At 63.2% G+C, this 12,984-nt stretch carries 14 protein-coding genes; 4 read left to right on the top strand and 10 right to left on the bottom strand.

Annotation, left to right across the window (positions count from 1 at the left end):
* Positions 1–68: 68 nt before the first annotated feature.
* From MMB74_RS00895 to MMB74_RS00865, 7 genes are all read right to left on the bottom strand, one after another.
* Entirely contained in the window at positions 69–767 is a 699-nt protein-coding gene (locus MMB74_RS00895; RefSeq protein ID WP_277426708.1) for an OmpA family protein, read from the bottom strand.
* Between the two features lie 79 nt (positions 768–846).
* On the bottom strand, positions 847–1,611 hold the full coding sequence (locus MMB74_RS00890) for a flagellar motor protein (protein WP_277426707.1): 765 nt from the start codon (positions 1,609–1,611) through the stop codon (positions 847–849).
* Between the two features lie 43 nt (positions 1,612–1,654).
* Entirely contained in the window at positions 1,655–2,890 is a 1,236-nt protein-coding gene (locus tag MMB74_RS00885; RefSeq protein ID WP_277426706.1) for a Crp/Fnr family transcriptional regulator, read from the bottom strand.
* Between the two features lie 247 nt (positions 2,891–3,137).
* A complete protein-coding gene (locus MMB74_RS00880) occupies positions 3,138–3,662 on the bottom strand; it encodes a DUF6496 domain-containing protein (protein ID WP_277426705.1) in 525 nt (174 codons plus the stop codon).
* A gap of 188 nt (positions 3,663–3,850) precedes the next feature.
* Positions 3,851–4,246 (bottom strand): 2-oxoglutarate dehydrogenase, encoded by a 396-nt coding sequence (locus MMB74_RS00875; RefSeq protein WP_277426704.1) that lies wholly within the window; start codon positions 4,244–4,246, stop codon positions 3,851–3,853.
* 45 nt (positions 4,247–4,291) lie between these two features.
* Positions 4,292–6,052 (bottom strand): peptidase S10, encoded by a 1,761-nt coding sequence (locus tag MMB74_RS00870; RefSeq protein ID WP_277427111.1) that lies wholly within the window; start codon positions 6,050–6,052, stop codon positions 4,292–4,294.
* Positions 6,053–6,725: 673 nt separating this feature from the next.
* Positions 6,726–7,052: a thioredoxin family protein gene (locus tag MMB74_RS00865; protein ID WP_277426703.1), complete on the bottom strand. Its 327-nt coding sequence runs from the start codon at positions 7,050–7,052 to the stop codon at positions 6,726–6,728.
* 242 nt (positions 7,053–7,294) lie between these two features.
* Between MMB74_RS00865 and MMB74_RS00860 the strand changes: the two genes are divergently transcribed.
* Positions 7,295–7,483, top strand: coding sequence for a hypothetical protein (locus MMB74_RS00860; RefSeq protein WP_277426702.1), 189 nt, complete (start codon positions 7,295–7,297; stop codon positions 7,481–7,483).
* 29 nt (positions 7,484–7,512) lie between these two features.
* On the opposite strand, the gene MMB74_RS00855 is transcribed toward MMB74_RS00860, so the two are convergent.
* Positions 7,513–7,734, bottom strand: coding sequence for a hypothetical protein (locus MMB74_RS00855; protein WP_277426701.1), 222 nt, complete (start codon positions 7,732–7,734; stop codon positions 7,513–7,515).
* A 308-nt stretch (positions 7,735–8,042) separates the two neighbouring features.
* Between MMB74_RS00855 and aqpZ the strand changes: the two genes are divergently transcribed.
* Positions 8,043–8,804: an aquaporin Z gene (gene aqpZ / locus MMB74_RS00850; RefSeq protein WP_277426700.1), complete on the top strand. Its 762-nt coding sequence runs from the start codon at positions 8,043–8,045 to the stop codon at positions 8,802–8,804.
* A 27-nt stretch (positions 8,805–8,831) separates the two neighbouring features.
* On the opposite strand, the gene MMB74_RS00845 is transcribed toward aqpZ, so the two are convergent.
* Together MMB74_RS00845 and MMB74_RS00840 are read right to left on the bottom strand one after the other, a co-directional pair.
* Positions 8,832–10,424, bottom strand: coding sequence for a methyl-accepting chemotaxis protein (locus MMB74_RS00845; protein WP_277426699.1), 1,593 nt, complete (start codon positions 10,422–10,424; stop codon positions 8,832–8,834).
* 185 nt (positions 10,425–10,609) lie between these two features.
* On the bottom strand, positions 10,610–10,978 hold the full coding sequence (locus MMB74_RS00840) for a hypothetical protein (RefSeq protein ID WP_277426698.1): 369 nt from the start codon (positions 10,976–10,978) through the stop codon (positions 10,610–10,612).
* A 6-nt stretch (positions 10,979–10,984) separates the two neighbouring features.
* On the opposite strand from MMB74_RS00840, the gene MMB74_RS00835 reads away from it, so the two are divergent.
* Together MMB74_RS00835 and MMB74_RS00830 are read left to right on the top strand one after the other, a co-directional pair.
* A complete protein-coding gene (locus tag MMB74_RS00835; RefSeq protein ID WP_277426697.1) occupies positions 10,985–11,890 on the top strand; it encodes an aldose epimerase in 906 nt (301 codons plus the stop codon).
* A gap of 202 nt (positions 11,891–12,092) precedes the next feature.
* A complete protein-coding gene (locus MMB74_RS00830) occupies positions 12,093–12,800 on the top strand; it encodes a peptidoglycan DD-metalloendopeptidase family protein (protein ID WP_277426696.1) in 708 nt (235 codons plus the stop codon).
* Positions 12,801–12,984 lie beyond the last annotated feature (184 nt).

Here is a 12,984-nt window from a genome sequence, read left to right as displayed (position 1 = left end):
CGATGGCATCGTCGGGCGGTGTACCGCCATGCGCGGACACTGGTCCGTCGTCCGGCGAACGGCTCGGGTCAGTATTGAACGAGAATCGTCACGCGTCGGTTCGCGGCATTCGCAGCCGCATCCTGACCGAGCACGAGCGGCACGTTATCAGCGCGCCCCACTGCCGCGAGGCGATGCGGCTCGATGCCTTTGTCGACGAAGAAGCGAACGACAGCACCCGCCCGCGCGGCGGAAAGCTCCCAATTCGACTCGTACTTCCCGCCGGAAATGGGCACGCTGTCGCTGTGCCCTTCGACGAGGATGTTCTTGCCCGAATGACTGGCGAGCACTTGCGCCACGCGAGCAAGGACATCGATCGAATCGGGCAGCAATCGCGCGTCGCCCGAATTGAAGAGGATCTTCGCATTGATCGCGATTTCGACGCCTTGCGTCGATTCATTCACGGTGATCGCATGCGCATCGCTCAGCGGTTCGAGCAGGGCGACGAGCGTGGCGCGAGCCGCTTTGCGGGCATCGGCCGCGGCGTCTTTCGCCGCTTGCATGCGCATGCTGGAAGCCTGCGCTTCGAATTTCTTGGTTTGCAAGTCGCGGTCTTTCGCCAGTTCGAGCACGTACAGCGCCAAAAAGAACACCATCAGTGTGGTGATCAGGTCCGCGTACGAGATCAGCCACCGCTCGGCGTGCTCTTCCGTCTGGTCGTGCCCGTCGTGCCAGTCATGCCCGATTTCGCCCGCAGCTTGGCGCTTGCCGTCCGCGAGAATGCTCATCTGCGCGCTCCATTGGAAAAATATCGGATCGCGCCGCCGTACCGGCGCGCGTTGCGTGCCTTGCTGGCGCTATCGCCGCTCAGCCGAGCGACTCGGCGGCGCGCTCTCGCACCTCGGCCGCCAGGCGCGTCTCGATCGTCTGCGGCGACTCCTTGCGAGAAATCGCCAGAAGGCCGTCCATGTACAGCTTCCTAAAACGCAGCTCGCTATCCACTTGCGCCTTGATCTTGCCGTACAGCGGCAAAAAAACCAGATTCGCGAGGGCGAGCCCGTACAGCGTTGCCGTAAAAGCCGTCGCAATGCCGCTTCCCAATTGCGCAGGCTCGAGCACGTGCCCGGTGACGTGAATCAAGCCGAGCACCGCGCCGAGAATGCCGAACGTCGGCGCATAGCCTCCGGCCTGCTGCCAAATCCGCGCCGCAGCCATTCGATTGCGCTCGTAGGCAACCAGCTCGCGATGCAACGCGTCCTCGAGCACAGCGGTCGACACACCGTTGGCGAGCAGTTCCAGACCCCGTTTGGCAAAGGCGCTAATGCCCGTCGCGTCGATCGATTCGAACGCCAGCATGCCGTTCAGCTTGGCTCGATCGCCCCATTCGAGCAGCGTCGACAAGCTCTCTCGGTCGACCTGGCGCGCTTTCATGAACGCGAGATGCAGTTGCTTGATCCCGTCGAAGAAGCGCGCCCAAGTGTTTTGAATCATGACGGCGCTCAGCGTGCCGCCGAGCACGATGACGAAGGCTTCCCCTTGCACCAAGGTGCTGAAATGCCCGCCTTCGAGCCAGAAACCGACGCCGATCGCGGCGGCGCCGAACAACGCGCCGATGACGGTAAGCAGATCCATGACCACTCCTAACGATCCAGCTTTCTACTTGGTTTGCGCTGCTTTACGCTTCGCGCGTCATCGGGGCCTGTGCGTGTCCATTAGCCGATTTGATCGAGCGAATGGTGGCAATGAAGCGCTGCTCGATGTCGTCGACTTCCGCTTGATCGATTTTCAAATCGCGTCGCATGACCCATGACACTTCCTTCTTGCGCGCCTCGGTCATCACCGAGAACAACTTGTCGACGATCGCCTGATCGCAGGCGCTGGCGGCAAGCTTGGCCAGATCGTAGGTATCGGTCGCGCTGACGGCGTCGAACAGCGTGCGGTGATCGACGAACTCGATGTCCTCGAGCGATTTGATCTCGCCGCTGCCGCGCGTGCGCTTGGAGAAGTAGCTCACGCCCTTCTCTTCCACGTAATGGAGCACCTTCGTTTTGCGAAACGCGAACAAATCCTCGGCGATTTCGTCGTGCGAGAGCTTGGTGAGAATCATCTTGCGCTCGACGCCGATCAGCGCTTCCAAATCGGACAGTTCGATCAATTCGAGCTCGCTGTTGATCGCGATGTCGAGATCTTGATCGCCCACTTGCTGAGCACGGTCGGTAATGCGCGCTGGATCGAACGTGACGACTTGCCGGTTCGATACCGCGTCCTGCCCCGCGCGCGAGTTGCCGCTCAGATGTTCGGCGCGGCCGGTGCCAAGCGAGACGAGGTTGAGTCTTTCCATGCGGCCGAGCATGGTCATCACGTGGGGCCGCGAATGGCCGGCAATGGCGCGGCACTTCTTGATGACTTCCGGAAGCGGCACCGAGACCTCATCGGGCTGCCCGCGACGCATGCGCCCGTCCATCGAATCGGCCGTGTCGGCGCCCGCCATCAGCGCGAGCACGTGCGCGTATGAAACGACGCCGGGCAGAAAGTCGGCGTGGGTGTAGGTGGCGAGCAAATCGTCTTTCTTGCGGCTGCGGCGAATCGTCGTACGCATGATGTGCCGCACGAGCGGCGAGGCGCGTGCCAGCTCTTCCTCGACCATGCTCGCATGCACGACCGTAAGTTGGCAGAACGAGAGCGCCTTAGCCGTGTGCGCCCGCGGTTCCGCCTGCAACAACACGGCCTCCCCGAAAAACTCGCCCTTGCCGAGCGTGGCCAGTACCACCTTCTTGTCGTCGCAGCGCGTCGAGAGTTCGATCTTGCCCTCGGTGATGACATAGAGGACAGGCTCTCCGGCAAAACCTTCCGAATAGATGACCTCGCCAGGCGCGGCGGTGCGCGTCCACGACGATCTTTGTTGGCTCACGATGCTTTCCCCGTTCGATTTTTTTTGCCCTCCACCCGCGTTGCACAACGGGCGAGGCGGCGAGCCTGGCCCTTGCCGCGGTAGTCGCGATGCTCGGCTCATGCGTGCGTTAACGTCGCGGCGCGCGCTTTTCTTTAGCGCGCGGCCGCACATCTTCAGACTTATCGGATCAGGTAAACACGCATCGACGGCGCCTTCTGCGCGGTGCAACCATCCAACGATTGGGGCCCCGCTCGACGCTCTTGGATCAACGATGCGCCTGCGCGCGCGCGGCACGCGTGCGCGCTGCCTTCTTGGCCGCAGCCGAGCGCGCGGCGGCGCCCTTTGTATGGGCGGCTTTCTTCGCCGCCGCGGAACGGCTCGCCGCCGGCCGCTTCGCCGCAGCAGTTTTCGCCTGCTTGGAGACCGCGGCGTGGGAAGCGCCCTTGGCGCTTTCGCGCTTGAGCACCGACTCCGTCGTGCGCGAGCGCTTGGCCTTCGTCTCCGTGCTGGCCGAATGCTTGACCTTGCCCTGGCCGGCAGCGACGTCCTTCTCGGCCTTCTTGCGGGTCGCTTCGCTCGTCTGCCCCTTCTTCGGCGGTTTCAGAGCGACGCCCGCACGGCGCGCCTTCGACAAGCCGATGGCGACCGCTTGCTTGGCCGAACGCACCCCATGTTTTCCGCTGCGAACATGGTCGATTTCCTCTTTGACGAATTCGCCGGCCTGGGTCGATGGGGCTTTGCCGGCGCGCTTGTCGGCTTGCGCTCGCGATAACGTTTTTCGTTCGGGCATGGGACACCTCCGTAAGAACGATTGCCTAGTGCCGGCTCACGCAACCCGTGTGCCCGCCGACCCCATTCCGGAGGCCCGGCCGCGCAGCAAACACGCCACGAATAAAAACGCCCGCATGCGGGCTTTGCAAGCGGGCGGCAGGACGGGACACTAGGATGATCCGCCCAGAGTCGATGCGATCGACGGCGCTATTGACGCCGTCGCTGCTGCAAGTATTGCTTCACATCGCTCATCGTGACGCGGCCGCTATGAGATGCGTCGATTTCGTCGAAGTGCTTGGCGATGTAGCCGAGCCCGTTCGTTCGCGCTTGCGCTTTCGTGATCGCCGCACCGTTACTGAGCACGGTATTCGCGCCCAGGCGCGATTCGATCCGTTGTTGCGCTTGCTGGGCCAGCGCGTTGCCGGTGGTGGGCATCACGGCCGCAGCCCGCGCACGCGGAAAATACGGCCCGTCGACACCCCCGCCGCGATTGGGCAAGTGTGCAGGTGCGACCGATTGCAGCGCAGCCGCATGGGCTGCTCCGGCCAGCGCGCTCAACGCGATCAGGGAAGAAATTCGTCGCAGCATATCGATTGGTGACATGATCCGCTCGCTAAAAAGGTAGCTGAAGTAACGCACAATCGCCAGTTACCGCGTGGCGGACTGTGCCGCCAGCGTGGCCGTGGCCGCGGGGCTTTCGTCGCTCCACGGCGGCGGCAGCATCCACAGGCCGAGCGCGCCGGGCGCTTGCTGCCCCGCGTAGAAGTCACGCAGGTCCGACTTCATCTTCGGCCGCGCTCGATCGTCCAGATAGGTCATGTGCCCGCCCGGATAGAACGTCACCTGCAAGTTCGGATTCAAGCCGGGAACGGTCTGCAGCCGCGCGAGCTGTTTCTCGGTATTGAAAAATGGCGTCGCGAGATCGTGATAGCCGTTGATGGCGAGCACCTTCAACTGTGGATTGAGCTCGATCGCCGCCAATAGATCGGGGATGGTATCGGGCAACGGCTGGCCGTCGTGCGAGAAGTCCCACGCGTAAATGATGGCGTCGTTCAGCGGCATGTACGTCGCGTTGGGCGCCGTGTAACCAAGGTAGTTCGGCATCTGCGTCGCCAGCGCAGTGGTGAACGGCTGCGAGATCAGAATGTCGGACGGGTCCCCGTCCGTCTGCAAGCGCGGGTCGGAATTGGGCAGCGCCACACGCCCGTCGTAGCGGCCGATCGTCGTGCCCGGCAACAACTCGTTATTGAACGGATTGATGTTGAAGTACCCGTTCAACGCTTGGAACGACAAGCCCGAGGACCAAGTCCACGATGCCAGCGTCGGCGCGCTCGGGAACACCGGTGTGCCCAAGAACGTCGGCACGCCCAGTTGGCTCAGCACCCACGACTGCGCGTATTGCTTGAAGTTGTCATAGTGCGTCGTGGCGAACAGTTCCGACTGGAACGCAAACAGCGCCGGATCGGCCTGCACCGGCAGCACGGTTTGCTTGAAATAAGATGCGACCGCCGCGTAGCCCGGATAGTAGCCGCTCAGCGTATCGGTATCGAGCTTGAGCGCGTTCATGTCGATCGTGTTGCCGCTCAGAATGGCGACGGCCTCGATCGCATCGGCGAAATAGTTCAGGATCGACGACTGCAGCATGATCCCTGTCAGGTGAACACCGGCCGATTCCAGCGCGAGCGCAAGCATATCCGTGCGTGGCGTGCCGTACGATTCGCCGTACAGATACAGCGGGGAATCGGTGCGATGGTTCGCGGCTACGTAGCGCCGAATGAAATCGCGCATGACGTTCACGTCGGCATCGCTGCCCCAGAACTTCTGGTTGGTGTTCGGGGCGATCGCTTCGGACAGGCCCGTGCCCGGCGGATCGATGAAGACCATATCGGTGGTGTCGATCAAGCTCTCGGCGTTCTGCACGAGCGGGTAGTTCGGCCAATCGGTCATCAACGGATCGGGCGTGGCGACCCGCGTAGGCGCGAACGAGCCGAGCCGCAGCCAAATCGAGGACGAACCCGGCCCGCCGTTATAGAAAAACGTCACCGGGCGCGGTTTGCCATCCTTGCTCGGCGCCGTATAGGCGACATAGGACATCGTCGCTTCGGCATTGCCGCCGAGGTCCGACGCCGTCAAATGGCCCATCGTCGTCGTGTAGTGGATCGCCTTTTTGCCGGCCGTCCACACGTGATGCATGACCGCCGCCTTCTCGGCCACCTGCGTGGGATCGAGGCTATCGCCGGCGCTCGCCTTGTAGGCGATCGGATCCGTATAGGGTTGATCGGCTGCAGCCTGCTGCTGATTGGTGGCTTGCGCTTGAGCCGGTGCGACTTGCTGGGCGTTCGCGCTCGCGGCTACCGACGAGCCGTCGCCGCCGCCGCATCCGGCCAGCGCGAGCGCGGCCGCTGCCATCGCCGTGAGCCAAAGGCCGCCGCCACGGCGACGCTCGCCGCCGGGGATACCACTCCTATCTCGCTTCTTCATTTTTGTCCTTGGTAGTTGAGTTGCCGTTTCTCGATGACCGTTCCTTCGACCGCGAACCGCTTTTTCGGCGCGCAATATCCGGCAACGGTCGAACATTCAGCCCTCTTCTCGATCACGACCAAGAGCCTGACTATCGAACCGCATGAATTAATACTGCCAATGCGAAACGTCTATAGAGCGCTTTTACTACTGGATTTCGGAGGGTAATACAGAGATGCCGCGAGGCGCGGCGATAGAAAACTATGCGCGAACCAATGTATTGTCAAGGGTCGCGGAAACTGAAATGCGCGTCACGCCCCCTGCGGAAAGCGAAACGCAGATCGCGTATCGGGTGGCGGCACGTTATTTCCGAAGCTTTTTCGCCTGATTAAATTCACAATAAAAATTGAAAGCAAATCGTCAATAAATATATAAAGGTCTTTCTACTTTATTGCGTAATTCATTGAATTTTCGAAGAAGCCGCAAAAAACCCACGCCGGAGTAAGTCGACGATCAACCTCGCGGAATTCGGCACAAACATTGCTGCGCGAGCCATATCTTCAGCATGTCATAGGAGCCGAGTCGATCATGGGCAGGCGAACGCAAGTGCTGCCCTGCCCGTTCAGCGCAGCGCCGCGGCGACGCCCTCTTCCAGCGCGCGCGTGTCGGTCGGGCGCACTACGCGCGCCACCTCCACGCCGTCGCGCAAGAAAACGAGCGTCGGCCACAATTTCACCTTGAACGATCGTCCGAGCGGCCGCCCCGGACCGTCTTCGATCTTCAGATGTCGCAATTGCGGCGCATGCCCGAGCGCTTCGACGATGTACCGCTGCGCGCCCTGGCAGTAGCCGCACCAGTCAGTGCCGAACTCGAGCACCGTCGCGCCCGTGAGCGCGTCGACTTCGGCGCGTTCGGGCGCCGTCCGCGCGTAACCGTTGTGTTCCGTCATCGCATTGCCCCCTTTTTAAGCGCCTTGGCCCATGCCCGAATCGGGCCTCACGGCGCGCTCGTCCCTGTTTCTTCGACTCCAACGATGCAACCATTGTGCCGCCGCCGGCGGTACGGCGCTTGCACAAGAACAAGGGAACAGGACGCCAACCGTTTCTTCGGAGGCTCGACTCTTGAAGCGCACAGAGAAGCGGGCGCTACGGCGTCTATCGCGATCGCATCGACGATACATGGAGGCTCCGCATGACGCGCTTTTCGAACGAAGTTCGCCCGCTTGCATACCCGGGCGCCCCTTCCGACCCACCGATCCCGGATCAACCGACCATCCCCGACGCACCGAGCCCCGGCACGCCGGATACACCCGACATCGGCACGCCCGAGCCGGAACCGGACCAGCAACCCGAGCAGCAGCCGGGCAGCCCACGTGGTTGAAGCGACGTTACGGGTTTCGCTGAGGGCGGTCAGAGCGCACCGGGACGAGGGAAGATGAGAATCAGCACGATTTTCAGGAACGCCCACGCGAAGAACAGCGCGCCGCCTAGGCCCGCTGCCGCGAACCACGGCGCCCATTGCGGCGACGGCAAGCGTGGCAAGGGCGGCAAGCGCCGGCGATGAAGGCGCGGTTGGCGCAGCCATGCGAGCAACGCCTCGCGCGTGTCGATTTTGTGCAGCGTCTCGAGCATGCCCGCCCCGCATCAATAACGTTTTTGCCTATTATTCGCAGCCGTTTTGATCAATTCAAGGCGCGCCGCACCGATTCGCACTGATTCGGCCGCGAAATCGCCGTTTCCCGCTTGCGCATCTCACATTTGAAGAATTGCCGGAGCGGCGCAATGGCGCATGGCTATCGGAATCCGCCCAATGCGCTACGCTCTTTACAATCGTTTGGATCTTCGGTTCGCGACGAAGGATAAGATTCGGGCACCGCCGCGCGGCCCTGCTGGGCCGCATCGATTTTCCCGTCTTCCCTATTCCATTCGGAGTCCTAACTATGTCGATGTCGAAACGCTTTCTCGCCGAGACGTTCGGCACCTTCTGGCTGGTGTTCTGCGGTTGCGGCAGCGCCTTGATCGCAGCGAGCTTCCCCGGGGCCGCCCATGGCTTGGGCATCGGCTTCGCCGGCGTAGCCCTCGCCTTCGGCCTCACGGTCCTGACGATGGCCTATGCGGTCGGTCATATCTCCGGCTGCCATTTGAACCCGGCCGTGACCATTGGGCTCACCGTCGCGCGTCGCTTTCCGATTCGCGATGTCGTGCCCTATATCGTCGCGCAATTGATCGGCGCGACGCTTGCCGCATTGCTGTTGCTGCTGATCATGAAGGGCAATCCGGCTTTCGATTTGGCCTCGAGCAGTTTCGCGACGAACGGTTATGCCGAACGCTCGCCCGGCCACTACACGCTGGAAGCGGCATTCGTCTGCGAAGCCGTCATGACGGGCTTTTTCCTATTCGTGATACTGGGCGCCACCGATGAACGCGCACCGGCCGGATTCGCGCCGATTGCGATCGGCCTATGCCTTACGTTGATTCATCTCGTCTCGATTCCGGTCACCGGCACGTCGGTCAATCCCGCGCGCTCGACGGGCCCGGCCCTCGTCGCCGGCGGCGACGCGCTCACGCAGCTGTGGGTGTTTTGGGCGGCACCGATGCTCGGCGCCATCGTCGCCGGCCTGCTTTACCCCGCGATTGCGGGCCATGCCGAAGCCGAGGCGCCGGCGCTGGCCGAAGCCGGGTTGGCTACGAGCGCGAAATGATAGGCGAAGGGCGATGGCCGGCGCGGCTCATGGCGCGCGCGCCGCGTCCCCTGCCAGATGAAAGACGCTGACCGCGGACTCGAGCGATTGGGTTTGCTGACGTAGTCCCACGGACGCCGCGGCAGATTGCTCGACGAGCGCCGCATTGCGTTGCGTGAGATCCGACACTTGCCCTACCGCATCGTTGATTTGTGCGATCTGCACGCTCTGCCCCCGGCTCGCGTGCACGATCTCCTGCAGCGTGTCGGTCAGCCGCGTCACGAACTGCTCGACCGTGTTCATCGTTTCGCCGGCGCGGCTCGCCGTCTGCGTCGCCGTCGTCACGGTATCGAGCGTGCTCTCGATCAAATCCTTGATCTCGCGCGCCGCGCCCGCGGCGCGTTGAGCGAGATTGCGCACCTCTGTCGCAACCACCGCGAAGCCGCGGCCGTATTGCCCCGCGCGAGCCGCTTCAACCGATGCATTGAGCGCAATGATGTTGGTCTGAAACGCGATGCCGTCGATCAGCGACGTGATCTCGGCAATCTTGCGTGAATGATCGCGCACTTGCGCCATGACCTCGACGGTGCGCTGCACTTCGCGCGCGGCCGATTCCGCCGATTCGGCCGTTTCATGCCCCGTTGCGTTGGCGCGTTCGGCGCCCAGCGCATTGCGTTCGGCCGTTTTCGTGATTTCCGCGAGGCTTGCCGTCGTCTTTTCGATCGCGCTCGCCTGCTCGTCGGTGCGATTGGCGAGATCGGCCGTGCCGTTCGCGAATTCTTGCGTCGCGCGCTCGATGACGTCGATCGACACTTTGGCGTCGATCAAAATGCCGATGAGCTTCGCGTTCATCTGATTGAGCATGCGCGCGAGCCGCCGCGCCTGTGCGTCGCCGCGCTCGGGGAACAACGCCTGAATGTGGCCGCACAGGACGTCCAGCGCGCTGTCGTTGAGCGCCCTGAGCGGCGTCAAGACCTCGCGCATCAGGTACACGCCGGTCGCCGCGGCCATCGTAATCCCGAGGCCGCCCAGCGTCGCGCTCAGCGCGAGCGCGGACATGCCAGGCACGAACGAGCGCCCCGCGGCCACGCTCTGCAGCAGAAACAGCACCATCAAGCCCAGCATGACGCCCCACAGGCGCAACGCGACCGGCAAGCCGAGCACGCGATCCACGATCCCGCGCCAGCCCGTGCGCACGATTTCTCCGCCCGATAGGCGCACGTTGCTCGCGTCCGGGCCACCGAGCACTTCGTAAAGGCGCGACGCTTTCGCGATTTGCTCGATGCTCGGCTTCGTGCGAACGGCCATATAGCCGACCTTGCTGCCGTGTTCGAACACGGGCGTCACGTTGGCCAGCACCCAATATGCTTGGCCGTTCTTGCGCCGGTTCTTGAGGACGCCGGTCCAGGGCTGGTCGCGCCCGATCGTCTCCCACAGATCGCGAAACACTTCGGGGGGCATATCGGGGTGGCGCACGAGGCTATGCGGCTTGCCCGTCACTTCTTCGCGCGTGTAGCCGCTGCTCTTGACGAATGCTTCGTTGACATAAACGATGCGCCCGGCGGTGTCGGTGCGCGAAATGGTGACATCCCGTTCGGACAAGTAGTAATCCTCGCCCGCCGCGGTCGTATTCTCGGTCATATTGTGGACGGCCTATCGATGCTGATGAACCGTCCTACGATACAAACAACCCCGTTGCGTCAGTTTGACGTGAGTCAAGCCGACGCGGCGGCGGCAAACGTTGCATCGATCGATGGTAGCCGCCCTAGGGCGGCGCGATCCGGCACTCGGGCATCGCCCGGGCACGGCGCGCCGAACGAGCGCGCTCAGCGCGCCAGGCGGAAGAAGAACAGGACCGTGCTGGCGGTGAAGATGCCGAACAGCGAAAGGCCCATGGCCATAGCGAGATCCATGCTGGCTCCGGAACGGTTTGCGGCTGAGGCGCGCGAGCGACGTGTGACGGATGACGGCAGAAGAGAGACCGGCTTGCCAACGGAATGAGCCCGACTTCGGCTCAAAAAGACAAAACACCCGCACGCGACGTCATTATGACGCCCGGATCCGGTCCCCGAAAGCGGCACTTTCCCCAGCAGGGTTTCTCCCGAGCGCAAGCCGAGGCACAATCGCATGTCGCGCCCGCCGCGCAAGAGAGCGCCGGCCGGCCGCCCCTTTTCCAACTCTCCGTTCGAGCGCATCCCACCATGACCGATTCACCGCAGCAGGCTTTCGTCGATATCGCGCACGGCGTCTCGCGCCTCCAGCTCGCCCCGCAGTTCGGCGGGCGGCTGCTCAGTTGGCGCATCGGCGAGGACACCGTCATCTACTGGCCCGAGCACGCCGACTGGAACAACGTTGCACGCGTGCGCGGCGGCAATCCGCTGCTGTTTCCGTTTCTCGGGCGGCACCGCGTGGACGGCGAGATCGGACAATGGCGCGACCGCCAAGGCGTGGTGCGCGCGTTGCCGATGCACGGCTTTGCGCGCGATTTGCCGTTTTCCCATGAGCGCGATGCCGATGGGCATGGCGTGCGCATGACGCTAACCGATACCGAGGCGACGCGCGTTCAATATCCGTTCGCCTTCCGTTTCGAAGCGGCGTATCGCTTGGCCGATCCGACTACGCTCGATGTGACCTTGACCACGACGAATTTGGGCGATGCCCCGCTACCCTATTACGCCGGTCATCACTTTTATTTCGCGCTGCCGCATACGGCGCGCGGCGAGACGACGCTCTCGCTGCCGCCGACGCAGCGCCGCCGTCAACTCGAAGACGGCTCGATCAGCACACCGGAACCGGGCGCTGCGCACTACACGCTCGACGATCCGCTGATCCACGATCGCTTCCACTGTCTGGACGGTATCGCCCCGCAGCCGGTGCGGCTCGAATGCCCGGCCCAACGCCGGCGTATCGAGATCAGCCTGGATCGGACCGGCTCGGTGCCCTGGTATGCGGTCACGACCTGGACCGAGACGGATACGTCGGATTTTTATTGCGTCGAGCCTTGGCTCGGACTGCCCGACGCGATCCACAATGGACTGGGACTGCGCTGGGTTCAGCCGGGAGCAACGGAGACGGCGTCGGTGCGCATCTCGGTTTCGGCGCTTTGAGCGGGGGACGTGCCTTCGGCCAAGCGCGGCTAGGTAGGCGCCACCGGTTGGGTCCCGCGGCTAGGCGCCTCCGGCCCGGCACCCCCATCCTATTCCCCTTTCCGAACATTCGTCGACATCGGCCCGTTACAATCGGACGTTTTGGCCGCCACGCCCCGGGGTGGGCGCGACGGCGCGTTTCGAAGAAGTCGAGCGAGGTTCAATGTTGCGAAAAACGATAACGCGGCTCGTATGCGCGCCGCTGGCGGCGGCGCTCGTCGCATGTGGGTCGGCGCCGGTCGCGCCGGGGTATTACCGCGTCGAGCGCGGCGACACGGTCACTAAGATCGCGCGCAACCATCGCGCATCGGTGCGAAGCATCGTCCGCTGGAACAACCTGACCAATCCCGATGCAATCGAAGTCGGTCAGTTGCTGCGCGTTGCGCCGCCGGGCAACGGCGCAACGGCGGGTTCATCGACGAGCTCGAACAACGGCAGCCCTGCACCGTCCACGAGCAACGCCGCCGCGCCGCGCGCCCTGCCCGGCGCGGCCGCTCCCGCCAACGGCATTTCGCTCATCTGGCCCACATCGGGCAAGGTCGTGCGCAATTTCGACGGCGTCAACGCCAAAGGCATCGATATCGCAAATGTTGCGGGCACACCTATCGTCGCGGCCGCCGCGGGCACCGTCGTCTATGCCGGCAATGGCTTGCGCGGCTACGGCAATCTGCTGATCGTCAAGCACAACGCCGATTTCTTGACTGCGTATGCACACAACCGCAGGCTGCTCGTAAAGGAAGGCGATCGAGTGACGCAAGGCCAAACGATTGCGGAGATGGGGGACACCGACAATGATCATGTGGCGCTGCACTTCGAACTGCGCTACGGCGGACGCTCGATCGATCCGTCGCGCTACCTGCCGGCGCGCTAGCATTGGCTTTCGCGCTTCTGTGGCCAGCGATGCGTGCGGGAACGCGAGGCAAAGGCGAGAAAAAAAGAGGCCCGACCGAAGCCGGGCCAACGGGGGTTCGGCGCAGTGAGGCAAAGGACCGGTTCGCCATGCGCCAATTGCAATTTAACAATTTTGCAATACACGCACAATGCGATTATTGAAA

The organism is Trinickia sp. Y13 (assembly GCF_029522115.1).
Taxonomy (GTDB): domain Bacteria; phylum Pseudomonadota; class Gammaproteobacteria; order Burkholderiales; family Burkholderiaceae; genus Trinickia.
The sequence above is the reverse complement of the archived record's forward strand: the minus strand, read 5'-3'. Positions and strand labels throughout refer to the sequence as shown.

Bases quoted from the DNA above. Each gene is read 5' to 3' on its own strand.
- MMB74_RS00895 (WP_277426708.1), bottom strand. From the start codon at position 767: ATGAGCATTCTCGCGGACGGCAAGCGCCAAGCTGCGGGCGAAATCGGG.
- MMB74_RS00890 (WP_277426707.1), bottom strand. From the start codon at position 1,611: ATGGATCTGCTTACCGTCATCGGCGCGTTGTTCGGCGCCGCCGCGATC.
- MMB74_RS00880 (WP_277426705.1), bottom strand. From the start codon at position 3,662: ATGCCCGAACGAAAAACGTTATCGCGAGCGCAAGCCGACAAGCGCGCC.
- MMB74_RS00875 (WP_277426704.1), bottom strand. From the start codon at position 4,246: ATGTCACCAATCGATATGCTGCGACGAATTTCTTCCCTGATCGCGTTG.
- MMB74_RS00870 (WP_277427111.1), bottom strand. From the start codon at position 6,052: ATGGCAGCGGCCGCGCTCGCGCTGGCCGGATGCGGCGGCGGCGACGGC.
- MMB74_RS00865 (WP_277426703.1), bottom strand. From the start codon at position 7,052: ATGACGGAACACAACGGTTACGCGCGGACGGCGCCCGAACGCGCCGAA.
- MMB74_RS00860 (WP_277426702.1), top strand. From the start codon at position 7,295: ATGACGCGCTTTTCGAACGAAGTTCGCCCGCTTGCATACCCGGGCGCC.
- MMB74_RS00855 (WP_277426701.1), bottom strand. From the start codon at position 7,734: ATGCTCGAGACGCTGCACAAAATCGACACGCGCGAGGCGTTGCTCGCA.
- aqpZ (WP_277426700.1), top strand. From the start codon at position 8,043: ATGTCGATGTCGAAACGCTTTCTCGCCGAGACGTTCGGCACCTTCTGG.
- MMB74_RS00845 (WP_277426699.1), bottom strand. From the start codon at position 10,424: ATGACCGAGAATACGACCGCGGCGGGCGAGGATTACTACTTGTCCGAA.
- MMB74_RS00840 (WP_277426698.1), bottom strand. From the start codon at position 10,978: ATGCGCTCGAACGGAGAGTTGGAAAAGGGGCGGCCGGCCGGCGCTCTC.
- MMB74_RS00835 (WP_277426697.1), top strand. From the start codon at position 10,985: ATGACCGATTCACCGCAGCAGGCTTTCGTCGATATCGCGCACGGCGTC.
- MMB74_RS00830 (WP_277426696.1), top strand. From the start codon at position 12,093: ATGTTGCGAAAAACGATAACGCGGCTCGTATGCGCGCCGCTGGCGGCG.